Origin of the sequence: Flavobacterium collinsii, from assembly GCF_946903285.1 — a bacterium.
In the GTDB taxonomy this organism is placed as follows: Bacteria; Bacteroidota; Bacteroidia; order Flavobacteriales; family Flavobacteriaceae; genus Flavobacterium; species Flavobacterium collinsii.
In genome coordinates, this window is the sequence record NZ_OX336425.1 from 3720107 (window position 1) to 3743130 (window position 23024).

At 32.7% G+C, this 23024-nt stretch carries 16 protein-coding genes; all 16 read right to left on the reverse strand.

The window, feature by feature from the left end; genetic code table 11:
- Positions 1–131: 131 nt before the first annotated feature.
- The 16 genes from OGZ34_RS15430 to efp all read right to left on the reverse strand — a co-directional run bounded on the left by OGZ34_RS15430 (position 132) and on the right by efp (position 22932).
- Positions 132–2159 (reverse strand): hypothetical protein, encoded by a 2028-nt coding sequence (locus tag OGZ34_RS15430; protein WP_263360789.1) that lies wholly within the window; start codon positions 2157–2159, stop codon positions 132–134.
- 97 nt (positions 2160–2256) lie between these two features.
- Positions 2257–3003, reverse strand: a complete 747-nt coding sequence (gene fabG / locus OGZ34_RS15435) for a 3-oxoacyl-[acyl-carrier-protein] reductase (RefSeq protein ID WP_173967752.1) — start codon at positions 3001–3003, stop codon at positions 2257–2259.
- A gap of 298 nt (positions 3004–3301) precedes the next feature.
- The gene (locus OGZ34_RS15440) at positions 3302–3505 is read right to left on the reverse strand and encodes a hypothetical protein (protein WP_263360790.1); all 204 of its coding nucleotides are present in this window, start codon (positions 3503–3505) and stop codon (positions 3302–3304) included.
- A 249-nt stretch (positions 3506–3754) separates the two neighbouring features.
- Positions 3755–5098: a DUF4302 domain-containing protein gene (locus tag OGZ34_RS15445; RefSeq protein WP_263360791.1), complete on the reverse strand. Its 1344-nt coding sequence runs from the start codon at positions 5096–5098 to the stop codon at positions 3755–3757.
- Positions 5099–5126: 28 nt separating this feature from the next.
- Positions 5127–5984 carry a zinc-binding metallopeptidase gene (locus OGZ34_RS15450; protein WP_173967755.1) on the reverse strand — a complete coding sequence of 286 codons (858 nt, stop codon included), beginning with the start codon at positions 5982–5984 and terminating at the stop codon, positions 5127–5129.
- Positions 5985–6003: 19 nt separating this feature from the next.
- A complete protein-coding gene (locus OGZ34_RS15455) occupies positions 6004–7491 on the reverse strand; it encodes a RagB/SusD family nutrient uptake outer membrane protein (RefSeq protein WP_263360792.1) in 1488 nt (495 codons plus the stop codon).
- Between the two features lie 14 nt (positions 7492–7505).
- A complete protein-coding gene (locus tag OGZ34_RS15460; RefSeq protein ID WP_173967757.1) occupies positions 7506–11225 on the reverse strand; it encodes a SusC/RagA family TonB-linked outer membrane protein in 3720 nt (1239 codons plus the stop codon).
- A gap of 232 nt (positions 11226–11457) precedes the next feature.
- The gene (locus OGZ34_RS15465) at positions 11458–12573 is read right to left on the reverse strand and encodes a FecR family protein (RefSeq protein ID WP_263360793.1); all 1116 of its coding nucleotides are present in this window, start codon (positions 12571–12573) and stop codon (positions 11458–11460) included.
- A 90-nt stretch (positions 12574–12663) separates the two neighbouring features.
- Positions 12664–13275, reverse strand: a complete 612-nt coding sequence (locus tag OGZ34_RS15470) for an RNA polymerase sigma factor (protein WP_263360794.1) — start codon at positions 13273–13275, stop codon at positions 12664–12666.
- Between the two features lie 262 nt (positions 13276–13537).
- On the reverse strand, positions 13538–16303 hold the full coding sequence (locus OGZ34_RS15475) for a DUF7619 domain-containing protein (RefSeq protein WP_263360795.1): 2766 nt from the start codon (positions 16301–16303) through the stop codon (positions 13538–13540).
- Positions 16304–16665: 362 nt separating this feature from the next.
- On the reverse strand, positions 16666–19326 hold the full coding sequence (locus OGZ34_RS15480) for a DUF7619 domain-containing protein (protein ID WP_263360796.1): 2661 nt from the start codon (positions 19324–19326) through the stop codon (positions 16666–16668).
- 122 nt (positions 19327–19448) lie between these two features.
- The gene (locus OGZ34_RS15485; RefSeq protein WP_263360797.1) at positions 19449–19877 is read right to left on the reverse strand and encodes a hypothetical protein; all 429 of its coding nucleotides are present in this window, start codon (positions 19875–19877) and stop codon (positions 19449–19451) included.
- A 140-nt stretch (positions 19878–20017) separates the two neighbouring features.
- Positions 20018–20890, reverse strand: coding sequence for a succinate--CoA ligase subunit alpha (sucD, locus tag OGZ34_RS15490; protein WP_017497509.1), 873 nt, complete (start codon positions 20888–20890; stop codon positions 20018–20020).
- Between the two features lie 84 nt (positions 20891–20974).
- Positions 20975–21337 (reverse strand): nuclear transport factor 2 family protein, encoded by a 363-nt coding sequence (locus OGZ34_RS15495; protein ID WP_173967762.1) that lies wholly within the window; start codon positions 21335–21337, stop codon positions 20975–20977.
- A 2-nt stretch (positions 21338–21339) separates the two neighbouring features.
- Entirely contained in the window at positions 21340–22269 is a 930-nt protein-coding gene (locus OGZ34_RS15500) for a UDP-3-O-(3-hydroxymyristoyl)glucosamine N-acyltransferase (protein ID WP_263360798.1), read from the reverse strand.
- Positions 22270–22365: 96 nt separating this feature from the next.
- Positions 22366–22932, reverse strand: coding sequence for an elongation factor P (efp, locus tag OGZ34_RS15505; RefSeq protein WP_173967764.1), 567 nt, complete (start codon positions 22930–22932; stop codon positions 22366–22368).
- Positions 22933–23024 lie beyond the last annotated feature (92 nt).

Consider the following 23024-nt stretch of genomic DNA (forward strand, 5'->3'; position numbering starts at 1 on the left):
ACTATTTTATGTAATTAATTTTCTCCATTCAATAAAATTGGTGTTGATTAGTGGAATTCGAGGCGAAAAACACTAGAAAAATTAATTTCAAAAACTTTGCACCTTTGTTCCTCTGGACCTTTGCCTCTTTTCTAAAGTAGCCCGTTATACTTTCTGATAAACCATTCTGCGGTCAATACCAAAGCAATTAAAATCAACAGCCAAACCCAATCAATCAATGGTGTTTTGGTAGAAACATTTTTTTCAATCGATTTGTATTCTTTATTCTCTAAAAGCTGTTGAATTAAATCATCTGACTGATTTTCAAAGAAAGCTTTTCCGTTGGTTTGCAAGGCTAATTGCTTTAATTTCTGAACATCCGGATTTACAAATTGTTTTTCGATATCAAAATCTAAAATTTCAAAATGCCCTGAATAAGCCGTGTTTGTATTCAATTCTTTTACCGTAAAGTTATACTTTCCCGTTGATAATCCGTCCAGATTGACAGAGAAGGAATTGTTTCCTTTTAGTAAATCATAGTTTTTAACTTGTTTGGTCTCAGTATTTGTTACTGTAATAGTTAGTCTTGCCTTTTCGTCAAACTCATAATTTTTATTAAAATACTGGGCGTTGATAACAATAGCCTCACCGGAATTATAAAAGCTTTCGTGCGTAACAACCAACGATTTTTTGGTGGTTGTGGAAGCCAGGTACTGAATGGTTTTATCTATAAAAATATCGTATTTTTCAAACGACTGATTGTCAATATGACTTTGTAAACGCCACTTCCAGCTATTTTCTCCTAGAAGAAAAGCGGTTCTCTTTCCATGATCCTCAGTAAAGGCCAATAATGGGGCGTTTGTAGAAACGTTTCTTATTTTTGAAGAAAGTAGAACAGATACATTTCCGTTAGTTGTAACTGTTCCGAATAAATTTTGCAGGGGCGGAAAATTTTCAAAACCAATATTGTCTACTGCAAATAAATTAAATTGCGATTGAAATTCGCAGAGATAATCTTCCCTTTGTCCGCTCATTTTAAATACCAAATTTTTCTGTTGTTGATTCAGATAATTGAAATCAGTATTGTTACCGGTAATGATAAAGGTGTTTGTCGCTGCCAGTTTGTTGTTGTCAAATATTGCTTTAAAGGCAGTGGTTGGCTGATACAAAACTAAAACTGATACTTCTTGTAACTGGTTAATATCGTTTGGCTTAACTAATATCACTTTACGTTGTGCATTCGTTTCAATCGAACGTTTTAAGGCTGCAATATCGGGATGATTTATGGCAGAAACGATTGCAATCGTTGACTTTTGATCTATGATTTCGACGGCAAAATTCTTGATATTATTGTAGTTGTTTTTCTCTTTGATATTTGAAGAAACTGCTGCCTTAAAAATTTGTAAACCTACTTTATCGGCTGGTAAAAGCAAGTTTAAGGTTGCTGTTTTTTTGGAAGGAGAAAAAGAAACTTTTTCTTTGGCAACGACCTTCCCTCCTTGTGATATTGTAAAATCGGTATTTACGGTTTGACTTCCTGCATATTGAAGAAATACTTCTACCGGAAATTTATTCTTGTGAAAAGCGTATTTGTTTACGTTAAGCTGATTGATTTTCAGGTCTAAAAAAGTGGTTGTATCTCCTACAACTAAAGGATAAACTTTGTTGACAGGATCAAAACGATATACATAATCGTTTCCTGTAGTCTGATTTCCATCAGTAATGATGACGGTTGGAAAAATCAGATTTTTGTTGATGCTTTTTAAATTTTTAGCTACTTCATCTAGATTAGTTTGTTTTCCTTTAAAGTCAAATTTCTCAGAAGGCTTAAAATCGGCATCAAACTGATAAGATTGAATTTCAAATTTTTCACGTAACGCAGGATTTGAAATTAATTTCTGATGCAGTTCGACTGCTTTTTGATCTGATTTCAAAGCGGTAATTGAACTTGAGTTGTCAACAGCAATTGCAAGTGGTGTTTTGGTAATCTCAAGCGAATTTTTGGTCATTATTGGGTTTATTAATAAAACCAGCAGTCCAAAAATGGCTAAAAAGCGTAAAAAAGCCAAAAACCAAATCACATTGGATTTGTTTTTGGCTTTAAAAAAATATTGAAAATACGACAAACCAACCGCGATTACTAAAGAAAGTAATATTAATAGAATCGTGTTTATAGTCATATTTTATTAATTGAAAGATTTAAAAAAAAATAAAAATTAAAAGATTGAAAAATTAGTAATCTTTGAATTTTTCAATTATTGAATCCTTAAATTATTTTTAGGTAAGCATTCCTCCGCAAACATTAAGTACTTGTCCTGTAACGTAAGAACTCAGGTCTGAAGCTAAGAAAAGACAAGCATTGGCAACATCTTCTGCACTTCCTCCTCTTTTTAATGGAATTCCATCTCTCCATCCTTTTACTACATCTTCATTTAATTTTGCAGTCATCTCCGTTTCAATAAAACCAGGAGCAATTGCATTGCAACGAATATTACGTGATCCTAACTCTAATGCAACAGATTTAGTAAAACCAATTGCACCTGCTTTTGAAGCTGCATAGTTTGTTTGTCCTGCATTTCCTGAAACCCCTACTACTGAACTAATATTGATAATAGAACCCGAACGTTGTTTCAAAAAGGTTTTTTGAATTGCTTTTGTCATATTAAATACAGATTTCAGGTTTACATCGATAACCTGATCGAAATCTGCTTCAGACATACGCATTAACAGGTTGTCTTTTGTAATTCCGGCATTGTTAATTAAGATATCTACGGTTCCGAAATCAGCTAAAACTGCATCAACAAAAGTTTGTGCTTCATTAAAATCGGCAGCATTTGATTGGTATCCTTTTGCTTTAATTCCTAAACCGTTTAATTCAGCTTCTAAAGCTTCTGCAGAAGCTACAGATGAGCTGTATGTAAAAGCAACATTTGCGCCATGTTTAGCAAAAACTTCAGCAATTCCTCTTCCAATTCCACGACTAGCGCCCGTAATAATGGCAACTTTTCCTTCTAGTAATTTCATATTCAAAATTAATGTTAATATTATTTCCAGCTAACCGGCTATTTACTTTCTCTTGAAAAAAGGGTAAAAAACAGTGCTGTGAATGACTTGTCAAATATATGATAATTCCCTTTTTAAAAAAATTAAGTCACGGCATAATTTAAGATTAAGAATGATTCTTTACTGATAATCATAAAAAAACCGTTTCATAATTTGAAACGGTTTTTCTTAATCTATAAAAAAATGCTCTTTAAAAGTCATTTATTCAACTTTTTGCATTGGTTGAATATTTTTCTTTAAGGAAGGCACATTTTAAAAACTACTCACAAATCACACCATCTATTGTTGCTCTGCATATTGGTTCTACAGGTTGTTCAGGAGGGAGCATAATACATGGTCCGTTATAAGGAAAAGGTGTCCATGGAACAGTACATCTTACTCCACCGCTTCCGTTTACTCTTTTTAGTTCTTCTTTGCCTAGTACTTCAACTCCTGAGAAATTTAAAATAGTTTTTAACATCATAAAATTGGTTATTTAACAGTTGATTATCTCAATCATTTTTTGTCCGTTGAGTTTCAGACCTAAAGATATTCTTAAATTACATATAAGTTTGGTTTTTAAATCAAGTAAAACGAGTTGTTCTGATTTCTGACTTAAAAAAGCAGCCCGTTAGGGCTGCCTCAACTCAAAATAAAATAAAATAAAGACATAACGCATTGTAGTTTGTAGCTGCTCTTTCTAAAAGACTACAATGCATTTTTTAGGTACAACTTAAAGCAGCCAGGTTGTCATTCTAAATGAACTTGACGCACTTGTAAACGTATAAACGGTATTGCTATATCCTAACTTGAAGTTTTCTTTTTTGACAAAAACACCAGTGGTATTGACAAGATTTTTATCAAAACTAGCCAAGAATACAGGAGCTGCAGCAGTTGTGTTTCCGTTCCAAGACTTATGTTTTAGAATAATCTTTTGGTTCGGTGCGTCTTCCACAACATCTATGTAGTGAAAAATTGCTGGCTGACCACCTGCGAACGTATAATAAATGAAATTTCCAAGCGAGTGATTCAAATAAAGCTGAACGGATGTTATGGTTACACCTTTAGGTAAACTTGCGTTAATTTTTGCTAGCTCATTTATAAACAATTGCGAGTTTGTTGATGCATCCTCTGTATAATCATCAACATAATAACCAAATCTGGCAGAAATTTTCCCCGGAAGCAGTATCTTATAATCATCTGTTAATCTTGGTGGAACATTACTAAATTTAAGAGTTGCACTTACTCCGCCAGTTCCGGTTGCTACAAAATTATTAGTAGCGGTATCGTATACAAAATTAGTTAGCTTTTGACCTTTTACTGTAAGTGCCGGTTTTATTGTAGCTCCGGTTGGTGTAAAAGCCAAAGCTAAATTCTGAACGTCGTTTGATCCTGCCGATAAAGATGTTGCCACTCCAAAACGCGCAGCTGTATTATAATCAAAATCATAGTTTTGAACTGTAGATCCATCATTAATCTGTAACAATCTATAAAGCGGGCTTACTTCATCTCCTGTTATGGCATTTATTATTGGCGTGTTTTTAGCTAAATCTGTCCAATCTTTTGCTGTCGCTTTTACAAAACGAACTTCGTGTCCGTTTCTATTGGTTCTAAAAATAATGTCTCCATTTTTTTGTCCATAATAAAAGAATTGAAAATCTCCTAAATATCCTTTGGCTAAAAGTGCGGCTGTTGGAGAGTTATTTGCATCAGACAAAAGATGTATTCTGTTTTCGGTTGTAAAAACTAAACTTACAGTGCTACCAACCTGAATTTCGTACTGACTTTTGTAAGTTCCTGTCAGACTATTAAAATCGGAGGCCATATCTACTTTTCCTTCTGGAAGAAATTTAAATAAATGTGTCCACCCTCCTAATTGTGTGCTGTCTGTATAATAAACTGCTTTCCATCCTTCTGAAGATGAAAGTAAAACATCGTTCAGCTCTTTTTGACGGGAACTTAATCTTTCTGTAGCATTTTTATCAAATTTAGCGTCTACTTCTGTGCTTGTACAAGACCCCAGTAATAAAGCTATAAAAGAAATCGCTAAATACTTATATATATTTTTTGCTTTCATAATATGATTTTTATAAAATTTATTGTCCTTAGTTATTAACTACAACATCAGTGTTTTTTTGAGCTTCATCTCTTAAGGCATAGAAATCTATATTAAAAGAATCCTTATAATACTTTACAACCAATGCTTCTTTTGCTTTAATATTTGCTTTTGCAGTAGCATCTGTAACACCCGCCAAAATGGCATCGTATTCTGCTTTTGAACTGGTTAAAATTGTAGCGGCAGTTTCGGCAAAATCTTCATAAATGTTTAATCTTGCATAACTGGTTATAAAACCTAATGATCTTGAAGTTGAAAGTGCTTCTGTATACCATGTAGAAGTATAACCTACCGGAGTTAACTTTGACCAGGCCTGCTCATCAAATGGCTTAGTCTGGTTTAAAATATGCACATATTCATGCTGAATGGTGTGAATAAACTGTGTAACATTAGCTCTGTTTTTCTTATTAAGTTTATCTACCTCAAATAGCGTAACTCTTTGACCGGCTTCTGCTAATCCCAGAGTCACTGTTCCGTTAGTGTTTAAATTAACACCTCCAACAAGTACAAATTCTCTTGGAGCAATTTTCTTTACAAAATTCACTCCACCAATCTTGGTGTAACTGTCCACCCAGATTTTCTTTACCACTTCCATTGCCGGCTGAACTTTATCTACTTGTGGTGGGAATAGATATTTAGTATTATCAACTAAATTTTGATTCCACTCATAATATACATTTATGTTATAAGGGTTTAAGAAAGTGGTCCCAATCCATTTATCTAAATCTGTTTTTGACAGTGCTGAAAAATCAAATTGACTTTCTTTTGGCTGCACTTCATGAGCACAAGAAGCTAGAAGTAAAACCCCTGCCATTAATGCTATTTTATATGTTTTTACTATTTTCATACTATACTTTAATTAAAAATTATCTAGGATTTTTTTCAATACCATTATCAGAAGCTCTAAGCGGAATTTGTAACGCTCTTCGTTTGTCGTCTTTCTCTAAAACGTTTTTTCGAATTACTTTACCGAACTCAAGTGTATTATGAGTTACAACCAGATTAAAACGTTTGATATCAAACCATCTAAGTCCTTCACGTAAAAAATCTTTTCTTCTTGCCTCTGCTAATGCTTTTATATAGGAAGCCTGAAGTGGGCTTAAGGTATAGAACGGAGTAAACTCATTTGAGATTACCGGATATTTAGCCTGTACTAGTGATTCATTGAATAGATCTGTTGCAGCATTGTATCCTGATGTTCTGGTTCCTAAAAAGTATCCTAATTCAATATTAGCTTCTGCCATCCTATTCTTCATGACTAATGCTTCAATTCTGTTCAGATACAACTCGTCATTGCTAAGTAAAACGGTAGCAGTATAAGGCTCTCCAATACCAGATGTTAGGTTTGTAACTTTAAAATATTCGTAAAGTTTGGGAACCACAACCAATACTCCGCTGTAATATTGACCCTGAGCTTTAATTAAATTTGGTTTACCCCACATATTGGTTTGATTTCCTAATATTTCATCTGACTTATTTCCTGCAAGAGCAAATCGGTAAGCACCTGCTCTGTTTGCAATTGAGTTAGGATAAGCAATTAAGAGATTGGTTTCTTGCTCTGCTTTAGAGTATTCTAAAGACATTTGAGAGAAAGGAACAGCATTAAATGCAAGATAACTTCTAATTTTAGTTGGTTTAGAACCAAGTCCTTCAGAAAATTCAAGAACTTTGTCCCAATCCCCTTTTATTAAGTAAAAACGACATGCCAAGGCTCTGGCAGCATCCCTGTTAAAGTGAAACTTAGGTTCTTTATAATCATTTGTTACATATTTTAAACCTTCTATAATGTCTTGTTCTACAAAATCGAAAACTTCTTTTACTGTATTACGTTTGTATTGTACCAATAAGGCTGTTTCCGGCTTTGTAATATACGGAACTCCTAAATCTGATCCGGCAGTTGCAGGATTGTAACGATTCGCCCATAATGAAACCAACATAAAATGAGAATAGGCTCTCGCAATCAAAGCCTCCCCTTTTTGTGGATTTAAACTTGTTGGACTGCCTAATTTTTCAATGGCATCCAATGCCTGATTTGCGGCCGCTATAGCTTCGTATGATCCGATCCAAAATCCATTTTCAGTATCTGTTCCGATCTGATTTTGCATTTCCCAATTATAGCTGTTATCATTGTTTACATTCGCAGCCTGTTTTAACTCTGAGTCAAAAACATTATCAGACATAGCTTCTGCAAGTGCAAAATAGGAAGCGTTAGGATAGGCTGTAACTAATAATTCGGATATTTTCTCAGGTGTATCTATCTGCGTTCTGTTATCTGGTACTTCTGAAAGGAAATCATCACAACTGCTAAAACCAATCAGCAATAATAGTGATAGTGTTATTTTTATATTTTTCATAATCAATTTTAGTATTAGAATGAAATATTTATTGCAAAAGTATATTGTGCTGTAATAGGGAAAGCTACCCCTCCTGTATTACGGAATTCAGGATCTTGTCCGTTTAATTTTTTGTCTGAATAGATCAGCCATGGATTAACTGCGGATCCTTTAAGGGTAAAGCTGCTAACGCCTAACTTTCTCTTAAAATCACTTGGAAATTCCCAGCCAAGAGAAATATTCTTTAACCTTACAAAATCACCGCTTGCAATTCTAACATCAGAAAAATTATAAGTATTGTAGGCAATCTGTAAGTCATTCTCACCATAATTTCTATTCAACAATCTATCTGCAATAACTGGTACATTGGTGAAGTTTTCGTCTCCTGGATTGATCCATCTGTTTGCAAATTCTTTTGTAAAAACAGTCTGATCTGTGTAAACATTATTATACACTGGATTCAATCTGATTTTGTTTCCTCCTGATCCTACGATGAAAACATATAATGACCAGTTTTTGTAAGTAAACGTATTGGCAAGACCAATAGATTTATTTGGTTCAACAGATCCTTCGTATTTTAAATATTTCATTACATTGTTAGTATCCTGAAAATTAGCTTCTGTAATATTATTTTCAGCACCATCCTGTAATTTAAAAGTTGGCAATCCTTCAGGATTCAGACCTGTAAACTGATAAGAATAAAGTGAGTTTCTTGGATGTCCTACTGTGTTACCTCCATTTGAGGCTATCAAATCAAATACTGCTGGCTTGTTCGCTAATTTTGTAATTTTTTGATCATAAACAGAAAAGTTTAATGTTGTAGACCATTTAAAATCTTTCGAAGCAATATTCTGAGTAGTAAAACCAAACTCGACACCTTTAGTCTCCATATCAGCATTGTTACCCTGTTTAACAGATTGTCCTCCAACACCGGAAGTAATTACATAATCAATAAGATCAAATGCTTTACGTCTGTAAACATCTGTAGTTACTTGTACTCTGTTTCTGAACAATCCAAGATCTAAACCAATATTAGTTTCAAATTGTTTCTCCCATGTCAAATCTGCATTCTGTAAATCCGAAATGTTTATTGCATTTTCTCTGTCTCCGGTATTAAAACGGTTTGTGATAAAACTTCTGTAAATCGCCAATGAATTTGTAGCAGGACCTGCTGTTGCTGTTAAACCGTATGAAGCTCTAAGTGCCAAAGTGTTAACAGATTCAACATTCTTCATGAAATTTTCTTCTTTAATATTCCATTTACCACTTAAGGTGTAAGTAGGAAGCCATCTTGATGATCCTGTATCTCCTTGTCTGTTAGACCCGTCATAACGACCTGTAATAGATCCTGTATAACGACGATCGTAAGTATATCCTACTTTTCCAAAGAAACCAACTGTTCTCTCTCTTTCAGCTCCAAAATCGTAGTAAGAGTTTCCTTCGTTTACTAACTTTTCAATTAATTTAGGGTCAATAAAAGCACTAAGCCCTTTTTCATATTGAATTCCTGCAGCAGTAAAATTGTCATTATTTCTGTCTACTGATCTAAACTCCGTACCAAAGAAACCTTCTAATTCATGTTTGTCATTCAAGGTGTTTCTGTAGGTAATACTATTTCTAACATTATAAGAAGTCATATCGTTGGTGTATTTTCTTAAAAATCCACCATTTGGCAATACAGATATTTTAGGTGCTGTTAAATCATTTGGATTTTGGTACAAGAACACATTATCCTTTTGGATTTGAGTATTTAGAGTCGCACCAACACCTGCATTATATGCCCCTACTACATTTGAATCTTCGTAAATTTTATGCTCTCTTGATGTATTGGCATAACGCGCAGAACCCGTAAAGTTATAGGTCAAATTTTTATTTATTTTATAATCTATGTCAGCTTGAAAACGAATATCGTTTACTTTTATCCCCATAGTATTATTTTTCAACTCCTTTAAGATGTTCATAGGAGCCCAGTTGTTTTGGTAGTATTCGTAATTACCATTTTCATCATAAGGTCTAAGCGTTCTGCTTGTACTTAATACATAATTAAAAGGGTTAATATCAAAATCTCTTGTTATCTTACCAAACACAGCATCATTTTTACTTTCATATGTACCTGGCGCTTCCTGATCACGTATAGAAGCAAGTGTCGATAAAGTAATGTTTAATCTGTCGTTAATAAAGAATGTTCCTTTTAAGTTTGATGACAATTGTTTTACATTATCAGCTAAAGTCCATCCCGGATCTGTATAGTATCCTAGAGAACCGTAAAATGTATTATTTTTTCCACCACCTGAAAAACTTAAGGAGTGATTCTGTGTGATAGATGGTCTGAATAAAACTTTAAACCAGTCTGTATTTGCTAACTCATATTTTTGCAAAAATTCATTGATGTATGGCTGCTCATTTCTAACACCATACTGACCGTTAGATTCATTATAACGATTAACTTCTTTAGCCAAAATACCATAAACACCACTAAATCTTGCAGTAATAGACGAACTTTGATTAAGGTAACCTTTGGTTCTCATCTCTTGAAAAATACTCATTGATTCCTGAGAATTTAAAATATCATACTGAGTATAACTCGGTACAGTTCTCACTGTATTTTCAACAGAATAGGTCACTTTTAGAGGAGAATCTCTACGTCCTTGTTTAGTAGTTACAACTACTACCCCATTTAAAGATCTTGAACCATAGATTGAAGTAGCCGAAGCATCTTTAAGAATTTCAATACTTTGAATATCATTTGCATTCAAACCTGCTACTGCAGAACTTAATAATGTTGCTGAATTTCCAGATGCTAAATCAGCAAATGAAACGTTGATAATATCTTCCTGAACAACCCCGTCAATAACCCATAAAGGTTTTGTATCTCCGAAAATAGAAGAAGATCCACGAACAGTAATTTTTGGCGTCGAACCAAAAGATCCTGTAACGTTTTGTACAGTAACACCGGCAGCTTTACCTTCAATCATTCTGCTCACATCTACAACACCATCGACTTTTAATTCACTGCCGGAAATTTTACTGATTGCTCCTGTAAAAGTTCTTTTTGAAGTTTTTTCGTAACCTGTAGTAACTACAACTTCTTTTAGATTTTGCCCTGCTTCATTTAAAACGATAACCGGATTTGTATTACTTATTCCTATTTCTTTTGTTTCCATTCCAACATAAGAAATTACAAGTCTGTCACTGTTAGTTGGCATTTCGATAGAAAATTTACCATCAAAATCTGTTAATACCGCAATCTTAGTTCCTTTTGCTAATACGGTAGCTCCAGGTAATGGACTACCACTAACATCTGTAACTGTACCCTTAATAATCGGACCTGCAGCAGTTAAGCTTTCAAATACTGAATTTGATGTTTCAGCACTTGTAAAAGGAACTGCTGATCCATTTTTCTGCAGAATTATCTGATTGCTGACTTCGGTATAAGTGATATTAAATGGCAATAAAATTCGATTCAAAATACTCGACAATGCTTCATCGTTAGCATCTATGCTAACTTTCTGATTCAGTTGTGGTAATCTTGAATTGTAAGAAAATTTTACGTTTGCAGACTTTTGTAATTTAGACAATGTATTGTCTAAAGTTAAATTTGTAATATTAATTGTAACTTTAGTATCTAGTTTTTTTTGCCCATTTACATCATTTGCCATGGCAACACTTGAAAACACAAGTGCCAGAACAAACTGAAATAGTGTTATTTTCATGATTCGATGGAGTAATCGTTGTTTAACAACTGGTTTTTTCATAATTTTGGTTTGTTTTGATTAATACTGATTCGAGTGTATTTTTAGAAACGTACTCAATTGCTCTTTACAGAGAGCGATTTGATTCCCTTAAGTGTCGATAATGTTACAGCATTTCGGCACTTTTTTTCTGCATTCTCTTTTACATAGGCATAATTATTAATTTTGGTTTTGGTTATTTTTGGTTGTTTTTATTTTTAAATTCCAACTTTACAATTACAGTTATAAAGCAAGATTAATTACATCCGTCAGATATTATAATAATTTGATTTCCATTCATTTCAAAAGTGCTATTGTTACCAATACTATTACAGACAATTTTTAGTTTTTCCATCAAAGGCTGGTCACTAAGAGAAGTTGTAAGATGACAATCTTTTAGTTTGTTTTTTGGATAGTCAATATCCACGAGATAAGCCTGTTCTATTGTTTCAAAAATTTGCGATACAGGAATATCTGTAAACTCAAAACTCAGTTGTTCAATATTCCCGACACTGCGGGTAAGAACCACATCCTGGGTTATATTTGTAATTTTGTTAAAGCTTAAATCTTTTCTCTGAAAACGAAGTGCCTGATTAGGCAATAAAACAACTTCTTCCTGATCCGATCTGGAAACGAGATCATTAGATTTTACCCTTACTTTACCGGTGCGAACAAGAACTTCAACATTAGGTTGATCAGAATAAGCTTTGACTCTAAAACTAGTCCCGACTACCTTCGTAACAATTTCATTTGCGTAAACGAAAAAAGGCTTTTTAGGATTTTTACTAATTTCAAAGAAACCTTCGCCGGATAAATACACCTTTCTTTCGTTTCCGGTAAAGATCTTAGGATAACTTAGTTTACTGTTAGGCTGCAGCAAAACAGAACTGCCGTCAGATAAAGTAATAATCTGTGCTTTGTCTGAGTTATTCGTTTGTTCTACTAATCCCTCATTATTTTCATTGATAAGCTCGTTGTAGGTTACTACTTTGTTATCAGGTGTAATTTGGTTATTGTAAAACCAAAGGGACCCTAAGCCAATAATCAAAGCCGCAGCAATACCGCTAAGAAAATATTTTTTAAGAAATTTTATTTTTGAGATTGGAGTTGAATTATTATCGTTTTCTTTCTCTTCGATTTTAATCCATGTTGCCTGCAAAGCATGATGAAGATCTGCTGGAGATATTGAATGCTCTGGCACTTTCATTGCCAGTAACAAGACTCTCGCATCTTCCACCAACTTAGCACGCTTACGACTTTCTAATGTCCATTCTTCCCAGCCATCATTGTCAATTTTAAACAAAATCCATGACTGGAATGATTCATCAGATAAGAAATCTTCAATTTCGGTATATTTATTACGTTTTTGCATCTAGAAATAGGGTTACAAAAACATAGAGGACGGTTTTCTTATTATATACTCACCAAATTATGATTTTTTTTTAATTCTGTATAAATAAAATTAAAAAGTAACTGAAGAAAGAAGAAGAATTAACGAAACGCTACCCTTCCATTCTTTGCGAAGAGTAAGTAAACCTCGGTGTAACAAGTTGCTTGCCGATTGATAATTGACATCTAGCATTTCGGCTATTTGCTCAACAGTTAAGCCCTGGTGATATCTTAAATACAAAGCTTCCTTTTGTCGTGCAGGTAAGTTATTTAATAATTTATTTAAATAAATCACCTTTTCTTTTGTGGCATAATCGTCATCCATAAGATCATGCTCTACAGAGAATTCCATAAGAAAAGCAATTGAATCTGTGCTTGCAGACTTGCGAAAAATATGGTCGCGCTCATACAAACGGGCAATTCGTTTACGTACACTAGAAAGTAAATAGGCTTTTACAACAACTGTACTTTGCAATCCATTTTTATAAACCCAGATATCTGTAAAAACATCCTGAACACAATCCTGCACTTTTTCGGCATTAGCAGAAAGAGAATTTCCATAATTGACCAAATCACCATAGTATTTTTCAAATAAAAGAGAAAATGATTTTTCATCTCCATTTTTCAAGTTAGTCCAAAGCGTAAGGTCGTCAGAAGTTTTAAATTGTAGCGTTTTGGTATTCATATAAAATCACAATAGAATTCTTGAAAATAAGCAGTTGTTTTTAACATAAAGAATACGTTTTTTTAACATATTTCTGTATATCTATGTGATAAATATATAAAAGCAAATTTTTAAAACAAATTTTTTTAAATAAAAAACCTTGTTATTTAGGTGAGAAAAAAGCCTTTTTTGTTGGCCTCACGGGGTTTAGCTTATTTTTTTTAAATAAAGAGATTCATTTACTTTTACAAATTGTCAGATTTTACTACCATCATTTTTGATTCTATTTTTTAACAAATTTTATAGCCGAAATTCCCTTGTCAGTTTTTGCTTTCAAAATATAATTTCCAGTTGTCAAGCTCGAAACATTAATTGCCGAAATATTCTGAGCATCCGGAACAGCAATTATTAATTGTCCTAAAACATCATAGATTGCCATTGAAAATACCTCAATATTCTTTTTAGAATTTATATTTAATACATCTACTGCAGGATTCGGATGCACGCTAAAATAATTTGAAAAAATAAAATCCTGAGTTCCCAGAGTTTTAAATGTCGAAGTTGGTTTGTTGGTTAAAATTGGGAAATTATAATCAAAGTATATATTTGCTTCATTGGTAAAACTATCTCCTACTTTTAAAGTCGGTAAGGTTTTAATTTTGAATGCCACATAACCATCATTATGTGCATCATCAAAAGGAAGACTAATATTTTCAAAAATAAATTCTACTTTATTTCCGTCTGAGATTTTGGTGACAAATAAATGGCTTGAACTTGTTGGAATTAATGTCGAAATATCAAATTTAGATAAGTCGATCATGTCTTTTACGACAATATTTTGGGCCGCGTAAGTTCCTGTGTTTTCAAAACGAATCATATAATGAACATACTCTCCTATTAATTCAGGTTTAATAACATCGCCTTCTAAACATGTTTTATCGTTAGGATCATAAGAACCTACAACTTTTTGACTTAAAACAAAAGTGTTGTCAATAGGTGTTTTATCAGTTTCTGCAGAATGAATTGAGGTCGTGTAATTGAGAATATCACCATTATTGACAGCTGGAGTTTCTATTGGAGAATTTACATTTAATACAAATGAAATCTCTCTGTTTTCAAATGGTTTTAAATCCGTAAAAGTCCATGATAAATTATTCAATGACTGATTAGACACAGCAGGAATTGCACTAATAAAATCTAAAATATCATCCTTGAATGATAAATTAACTGTTCCTGATTGTGATATATTTCCTTTATTCTTGTAGATGATTTTATAATCAGTATCAAAACCTGGTCTGGCAACTTGCATTGCTATCATATTAATTTCTAAGTCTTTGTATTGCGAACTTGGAATAACACAAAAATTTTGTGTTATCGAATTTGGATCATTTTTAAAATCAACTTTTATTGATGACGGGGAGACAGCGAAATAATCAGGGTTTTCGAGTATTGGTTTGATAGTGTACTCTCCTATTGGTACTTGTACTAAGTAATTTCCTGTCTGATCAGTTATCAAATTTGACGTTTTGGGACCTGTAATTAGGAATTTTAAGTTTGAAACGGATGGATCTGAAACATTACAACCGTTGTTTTCAAGATCTAATTTGGCACTTCCTTTAATTGTATAATTTTCCTCACCCGAAACAAAAGTACAATATCCTCCAACTACGCAGTTTACGTAATTGTAGGCTGATATTTTTTGTGTAATTGCTTCAATTTGAGAATCATCGGCGCAGATATATTTCAAATTAGGGCAATTACGAAAATTAATAAAATCATAGTCTATGTTATCTTCATCATCTGCCGCATCTTCTGCGTGATTTAGGTCCTCGATGCTGCCATTTTTTAAATTGATAAATTTTAAATTTGGACAACTTGCAATGTTAAGCCCTATTAGTTTTTTTGAATTACTCAAATCAAGTGTATGAATAGGTGTATTACCAAACGTTAAGTATTCAAGATTTTTCAGATTTGAAAAATCTAAATATTCTATTGGGTTCTTTGCGCCAATTATGTGTTGTAATTTTGAATTACTCGAAAAGTCGATTGTCGTTATCTGATTATTTCGAAATGCCAGAGATTCTAGGTCAGGTAGCTTGGTTATATCTAAGCTCTTCAACAAATTAGAAGAACAAGAAAGCATTTTTAAGCTTCTTAAAGTTTTTAGGTCTAAATTAGTAAGTTCGTTTTCTGAACAAGATAGGATTTCAAGATTTACCAATCCGTCTAGATCAAGAATCTTAGTTTTATTCCTTTTACATGCAAAATACTTAAGCTTAGTAAAAGAGATTAGACTAAAAGAAATAAGTTGATTACCACTACAATTTAAATTAGTAAGATTGGGTAGTTCGGTAATATTTAAATTCGAAATTTTATTAATTGAACAATTTAAATCTCGAAGCTTAGAAAGGTTATTTATATTTAAAGTCGTGAGGAGATTGTTAGAACAATTAAAATCGAAAAGATTATCTAAAGGATTAACATCTATTGTTGCTAGCTGATTGAACTCGCAATAAAAAGAGATTAGATTTTTCAAAGGACTAGGGTCGAAATAAGTAATCTTATTGTTGTTTATAGCTAAACTACGAAGTTCAGTTAATTTACTTAGGTTTAATGAAGTTAGCTGATTTGCTTGGCAATCTAAATGAGTAAGATTTTTTAATTTATTTAAATCTAATGTCGTAAGTTGGTTATTTGCGGAATCTAAGAAGGTTAAATTAACTAAAGAGTCTAGATTTAAATAGGTTAGACTATTAGTACGACAGTAAAGAGTGGTAATATTTGTAAAGTAATTGATACCTTCTAAAGATTTTATATTTGATTCTTTAACATTTAAACGTTTTACTTGTAAAGCTTCTAAGTGATCAATTTCTCCATCCTCGTTTGTATCTATCTTGATAGGAAGACCATTTAATCCTTCAGCAATTCGATTGGAGGAATTTGCGGTCACTAACTTTGCTTTAAAATTGGCATCCGGAAAATTTATGATCTGAGCTTCAGCAGAAGAAATTAGGCATAAATATAACAATAGAAGGTAGTTTTTTATCATAGTATTAGGTTAGTTTATTTAATTTCTAAATATATAAAACTTGAGATCAAAAGCCAGTAAAAAAAGCCTTACTAAATAAATAGCAACGCTTTAAATATTATGATAGGAAATATTTTCTTAAAAAGCTATATTTCATCTTGGTAATTTTGCGTTTTCATCTAATAAGTTTTGAATAGTAGAGTTTTGATTGCAATAGAATTTTTAAAAATAAGTACTAATTTTTACCATTAAAAAGGAAGCTCCTCATATTAGAAAACTGTACTTTTTTTTACTAATATAACAAGCTTTGCGCTCGATAATATTAAAGAATATCATTTAAAGAGCTCTATTAATTATCAGATTTTACCACCACATTTTTATTGTTATTTTTTAATAAATTTTACTCCCGAAATCCCTTTATCGGTTTTTACTTTTAAAATATAATTTCCCGTTGTCAAACTTGAAACATCGATTGTTGAAGTATTTTTACCATTAGGCACTGAAATTTCAAGTTGTCCCAGTACATTATAAACTGACATTGATATTATATCGATTGTGTTCTTAGCAGTGATATTTAAAATATCATATACAGCATTTGGGTAAACATTAAAATAATTGGAGAAAGAAAAATCTTGAGTTCCTAATGTTTTAAATGTCGAAGTTGGTTTGTTGGTTAAAATTGGGAAATTATAATCAAAGTATATATTTGCTTCATTGGTAAAACTATCTCCTACTTTTAAAGTCGGTAAGGTTTTAATTTTGAACGCCACATAACCATCATTATGCGCATCATCAAAAGGAAGACTAATATTTTCAAATACAAATTCTACTTTATTTCCTTCTGAGATTTTGGTCACAAATGAATGACTTGAACTTGTTGGAATCAATGTCGAAATATCAAATTTTGATAAGTCGACCATGTCTTTTACGACAATATTTTGGGCCGCGTAAGTTCCTGTGTTTTCAAAACGAATCATATAATGAACATACTCTCCTATTAATTCAGGTTTAATAACATCGCCTTCTAAACATGTTTTATCGTTAGGATCATAAGATCCTACAACTGTTTGATTCAACTCGAAAGTATTATCAATCGGCTTTTCATCAGTTTCTGCAGAAATTACCGTAGCTACATATTTAAGGATATCCCCATTATTTATTGCCGGTGTCTCTATAGGTGAGTTTACATCCAGGTAAAGTAAAATTTCTCTAGTTTCAAAAGGTTTTAGATTACTAAAATTCCAAGATATATTACTTTGTGTTTGAGATGAAATTGCTTCAGTTGCACTTATAATCTTTAATGCTGCACCATTAAAGGATAAATTCACAGTTCCTGATTGTGTTTTATTTCCTTTATTTTTATAAACGATTTTATATTTTGCAATAAAACCTGGTCTTGCGGGTTCAAGTGGTAATGTTATAATCTCTAAGTCGTTACGTATTCCTTGTGGCACTAAACAGAAATCCTGTATAAACGGACTTGTGGTTGTAGGAAATTCAACTTGCAATGAGGATGGCGAAATTGTAAAGTAGTTGCTATTTTCAAAAACAGGGCTAATAGTATACGATCCTGCTGGTACTTTTATAGCATACAAACCAGTTTCATTCGTAATAAAATTTCCTGCTTTTGTACCATCATCAATTTTGAATTTTAAAAAAGATGCCGGAGTATCAGAAACATCACAACCGTTATGATCTGCATCATTCTTATTCTTTCCCTGAATAGTAAAACTGTCTCCTCCGGAAGTAAACGAGCAATATGAATTGACATTACAATCATTTATACCATTTTCTCGAAGTATATTTTCAATTTTAGTTATTTGTTCTTCATCTGTACAAACATATTTCAACTTTGGATTTTGAGCTATTTGAATTTCTTTTTCCATGCTTCCGTTTTTGATCGATATCGATTCCAGAAGAGGATTACTGGAAATGTAAACTTTTTCCAATGAAACAGAATGACTAAGGTCTATGTCTTTTAGAGCAGTATCAAAGATTGTTATATCCTTAAGGTTAATCAGGTTTTTCAAATCTATTGATTCTAATTGATTATTACCTATTTGCAAATACCCAAGTTTAGATAGCTTCGTAACATCTAAATTGGTTAACGAATTATAAGTACAAGATAAACTTTCCAAATTTATTGAGGTTGAAACATCTAAATTTGTTAATTTATTCTGTACACAATCTAGTATTTTTAATTTTACTAATCCTGTCAAATCCAAACTTGTCGTTTCCGTCTGAGAACATGATAAATAGATAAGGTTTGGGAATTTCGTCACGTCAAAATTAGAAATTTTAGTTTCAGAATATGCTAAAGATCCTAAAGTTGAATAGGCAGATATCTCTAAATTTGTAAGCGGATTTTCGCTACAATGCAAAGTGTGAAGATTGTTGAACCGAACTATATCGAGATTTGATAGATTATTTTTGGAACAAGACAGGGCATTAAAAGTAGTCGGATTTTGATTTGATAAATTCAACTCAGTCAGTTGATTCCACCCACAAAATAAAGAGAATAAATCCGGTAAAACCGTTACATCTAAGTCGGTTAATTGATTTACGCTGCAATTTAAACTAGTCAGTTTACTAACACTTGATAAGTTTAAAGTTGTCAATAAATTTTCCTGGCAATTCAATTCGTAAAGATTGCTTGTTCCTGAAAGATTTAAATTAACAATTTGATTAATATAACATTCTAAATACAAAAGGTTATTCATATTACTTACATCGATCGATGTAATATTATTCTGTCCACACTTAAATTCTATCAGATTGTCAAAATTTTTAATACCTACTACAGACGAAATACTAGATTCTTTAACTGTTAAATAATAAACGTTTAAAGCTTCGGACAATTGAATTTCACCATCGCCATTTGCGTCAATTTTTATGTTATTCTGATTTTTATCCTGAGCAATCTCGTTTAATACATCCGCTTCAAGTAATTTTGCCTTAAAATTGGCGTCAGGGATATTAATTGTCTGCGAGTTAGCAGAACAAAAAAAGCATAAAGTCAGTAATAGCAGGTAGTTTTTAGACATTGTTTTGGTTTGTTTTTGGTCACTAAATATATAAAACCAAAAAATCAAAACCTAAAGCTTAATAAAAAAAGCCTTACTAAATAAATAGCAAGGCTTTAAATATTATTATAGGAGATGTTTTCTTAAAAAGCTACATTCCATCTTGGTAATTTTGCGTTTTCATCTAAGAAGTTTTGCAAAACCTGTCCTTCTACAGTCGTTGGAATTCCTTTTACATCTGCGGTAAAAGTTTCGTACCAAACTACTTCAAGAGCGCTAATATTCTCTAGCTTCATTTGTGCTGGCCAAGAATATTTTCTTCCGGTTTTTGCAAATTGGTGTCCGTTTACGATTTTATCATATAAACCACCGTTTTTACTTTTTAAAGTACCATCGTTTTGAACAGTTCCTGTAGAACCTACCATGATTAACTCTTTTGCATCTCCTTCAACTGCATAGACTACAAAAACACCTGCACCTGCTTCAGGAGCATTGCAAACTTGTTCTAAACTGTCTTCGATCGTAAAAGTAAAACTGTTGCTTACTTTAAATTTTTCTAATTCTTTGTACATATTTCTTTTTTTAGCTTCTAAGGTACTGAGGTTCTTAGCCGCTAAGTTTTTTCTATTTATACCCCAGCATTTTAAAATGTAAAAAAGTCTCAAGTAATATTGAGACTTTTTTTGGAATTTATTATTTCAAATATTGGAGATTATCCAAGTACTTCTTTTACTTTTTTACCAATTTCAGCTGGTGAATCAACAACGTGGATTCCGTTGTCTCTCATGATTTGTTTTTTAGCAGCAGCTGTATCGTCAGAACCGCCAACAATAGCACCTGCGTGACCCATTGTTCTACCTGCAGGAGCAGTTTCTCCAGCAATAAAACCAACAACTGGCTTACGGTTACCATCAGCTCTTACCCATTTAGCAGCATCAGCTTCTAATTGTCCTCCGATTTCACCAATCATAATGATGATTTCAGTTTCAGGGTCGTTCATTAATAATTCAACAGCCTCTTTAGTTGTAGTTCCAATAATTGGATCTCCACCAATACCAATAGCTGTAGTAATTCCTAAACCTTGTTTTACAACCTGGTCAGCAGCTTCATAAGTTAAAGTTCCTGATTTAGAAACGATCCCAACTGTTCCTTTTTTGAAAACGAAACCTGGCATAATACCAACTTTAGCTTCACCCGGAGTGATTACTCCTGGACAGTTTGGTCCGATTAATCTAGAATTTCTTTCTTTAACATAGTTATTCGCTTTAATCATATCTGCTACAGGAATTCCTTCTGTAATAGCAATAATTACTTTAATTCCAGCGTCAGCAGCTTCCATAATTGCATCAGCAGCAAAAGCTGGCGGAACAAAAATGATAGATGTATCAGCTCCGGCTTGTTCTACAGCATCTTTTACTGTGTTAAAAACCGGACGATCTAAATGGCTTGTTCCTCCTTTTCCAGGAGTTACACCACCAACAACATTAGTACCGTACTCAATCATTTGAGAAGCGTGGAAAGTTCCTTCGCTTCCTGTAAATCCTTGAACAATTATTTTGGAATCTTTATTAACTAAAACACTCATGATATATATTTTATGTAGTTTTTAAAATTGTGATGCAAAAGTAAGGTTTTGTAACGTATTTTAACCTTTTTGTCGTCAAAAAAATTAAGAAAATTGACTCATTTGATAACCGCGATATAATTTATCATCTTTTATTTGCCAAATTGTAGTAAAATGAGCTAATAACATCTCTTCTCTCGGGTTTTCAATCGTTTTTACAAAATGAGAATATCGTATTGAAACCAAGTCATCTTCTGCAATAATGTGGCTAATTCTGACCTTAGAACGCACATAAGCACGACTCAGCTCGTTTGCCATAGCGGTCATCGAATCGTAATCCATTTCGATTAGTCCTTTAGTGCTGTTCCAATCTAACTTTACCTCAGGATGCAGGTAGGTTTTCATGATTTCGCTATCAATTAAGGCATCAGACTTGTAAAATTTTTGAACAAATTCTTTTATAGACATAATTACTTCAATTTATTTAGAATTTCAGGAATCTTTTTGATATTGGCCAATTGTTTTAACTTTTCTCTTGATTCTTCGATTGGAGTACCGAAATATGATTTTCCTCCTTCAACCGATTTAGTAACTCCCGTTTGTCCCATAATAACAGCCTTCGCTCCTATTGTGATTCCACTGGTTGTTCCTACTTGTCCCCAAATTGTAACTTCATCTTCAATTACGACACAACCAGCAATACCTGTTTGCGATGCAATTAAACATTTTTTACCAATCACAGTATCATGTCCTACATGTACCTGATTGTCCAATTTTGTACCTTCTCCAATAGTCGTATCACCGGTAACACCTTTGTCGATTGTACAAAGTGCTCCAATACCTACATTGTTTTCGACAACTACTCTTCCACCTGAAACCAACTGATCAAAGCCATCGGGGCGTTTTTTATAATAAAACGCGTCAGCACCTAAAATGGTTCCGGCGTGGATCATTACATTATCACCAATTACGGTATGATCATAAATAGTAACATTTGGATGAATCAAACAGTTTTTTCCGATTGTAACATGGTTTCCAATGAAACAATTAGGCTGAATAACTGTTCCTTCTCCAATAGTTGCAGAAAGAGCAATCGATACACTTGTGCCTTGAAAAGGTCTAAAATGTTTGGTTAGGATATTGAAATCTCTGAAAGGATCATCAGAAATTAAAAGTGCTTTACCTTCAGGGCAGTCTACTTTTTTATTAATTAAAATTATTGTAGCAGCAGATTGTAAAGCTTTATCGTAATATTTGGGATGGTCAACAAAAACAATATCACCGGGCTCAACGACATGTATCTCGTTCATGCCTAAAACGGGAAAGTTTTGGTCACCAATAAATTCGCAATCAAGCAAATTTGCAATTTCTTGTAAAGAATGAATCTTTGGAAATTTCATATATTTATTTAGTTTTCAGTCTCAGTTTTCAGTCTCAGTTTTCAATCTGCATTAACAAACTGATAACTGCGACTGAAAACTGAAAACTTATAAAAACTACTCTTTTACACGCTCCATGTAAGAACCTGAAGCAGTATCAATTTTAATTTTATCACCTTCGTTGATGAACAAAGGTACATTTACAGTTGCTCCGGTCTCTACTGTTGCAGATTTTGTAGCATTAGTAGCTGTATTTCCTTTTACTCCCGGTTCAGCATAAGTAATTTCAAGAACTACAGATGTAGGCATATCAACAGACAAAGGAAGGTCAGTTTCAGTGTTGATCTGAACCATTACGTTAGTTCCCTCTTTCAATAATCCAGGATTATCAAGAATATTTTTATTCAAAGAAATTTGCTCGAAAGTTTCTGCATTCATAAAGTGAAACTCATCTCCTTCAGCATATAAAAACTGAAAAGTATGTGTTTCTACACGAACGTCTTCGATTTTATGTCCTGCAGAAAATGTATTATCTAATACTTTTCCTGTAGTTAAACTTTTTAATTTAGTTCTTACGAAAGCTGGGCCTTTTCCAGGTTTTACGTGAAGAAACTCAATGATTTTATAAATATCGTGGTTGTATTTGATACATAACCCGTTTCTAATATCTGATGTAGATGCCATTTGTTTTTTTATTTTAGATTTTAGAATGTAATTTTCAGATTCTAAAATCCTAAATCACATTTGTTTTTTGTTTTGTTTTTGTTGAATCGGTT

Excerpts from the sequence above, each read along its gene's own strand:
- sucD (WP_017497509.1), bottom strand. The coding sequence starts at position 20,890 with ATGAGTGTTTTAGTTAATAAAGATTCCAAAATAATTGTTCAAGGATTT.
- OGZ34_RS15440 (WP_263360790.1), bottom strand. The coding sequence starts at position 3,505 with ATGATGTTAAAAACTATTTTAAATTTCTCAGGAGTTGAAGTACTAGGC.
- OGZ34_RS15430 (WP_263360789.1), bottom strand. The coding sequence starts at position 2,159 with ATGACTATAAACACGATTCTATTAATATTACTTTCTTTAGTAATCGCG.
- OGZ34_RS15470 (WP_263360794.1), bottom strand. The coding sequence starts at position 13,275 with ATGAATACCAAAACGCTACAATTTAAAACTTCTGACGACCTTACGCTT.
- OGZ34_RS15500 (WP_263360798.1), bottom strand. The coding sequence starts at position 22,269 with ATGAAATTTCCAAAGATTCATTCTTTACAAGAAATTGCAAATTTGCTT.
- OGZ34_RS15460 (WP_173967757.1), bottom strand. The coding sequence starts at position 11,225 with ATGAAAAAACCAGTTGTTAAACAACGATTACTCCATCGAATCATGAAA.
- OGZ34_RS15455 (WP_263360792.1), bottom strand. The coding sequence starts at position 7,491 with ATGAAAAATATAAAAATAACACTATCACTATTATTGCTGATTGGTTTT.
- OGZ34_RS15450 (WP_173967755.1), bottom strand. The coding sequence starts at position 5,984 with ATGAAAATAGTAAAAACATATAAAATAGCATTAATGGCAGGGGTTTTA.
- OGZ34_RS15485 (WP_263360797.1), bottom strand. The coding sequence starts at position 19,877 with ATGTACAAAGAATTAGAAAAATTTAAAGTAAGCAACAGTTTTACTTTT.
- efp (WP_173967764.1), bottom strand. The coding sequence starts at position 22,932 with ATGGCATCTACATCAGATATTAGAAACGGGTTATGTATCAAATACAAC.
- OGZ34_RS15465 (WP_263360793.1), bottom strand. The coding sequence starts at position 12,573 with ATGCAAAAACGTAATAAATATACCGAAATTGAAGATTTCTTATCTGAT.
- OGZ34_RS15475 (WP_263360795.1), bottom strand. The coding sequence starts at position 16,303 with ATGATAAAAAACTACCTTCTATTGTTATATTTATGCCTAATTTCTTCT.
- OGZ34_RS15495 (WP_173967762.1), bottom strand. The coding sequence starts at position 21,337 with ATGTCTATAAAAGAATTTGTTCAAAAATTTTACAAGTCTGATGCCTTA.
- OGZ34_RS15445 (WP_263360791.1), bottom strand. The coding sequence starts at position 5,098 with ATGAAAGCAAAAAATATATATAAGTATTTAGCGATTTCTTTTATAGCT.
- OGZ34_RS15480 (WP_263360796.1), bottom strand. The coding sequence starts at position 19,326 with ATGTCTAAAAACTACCTGCTATTACTGACTTTATGCTTTTTTTGTTCT.
- fabG (WP_173967752.1), bottom strand. The coding sequence starts at position 3,003 with ATGAAATTACTAGAAGGAAAAGTTGCCATTATTACGGGCGCTAGTCGT.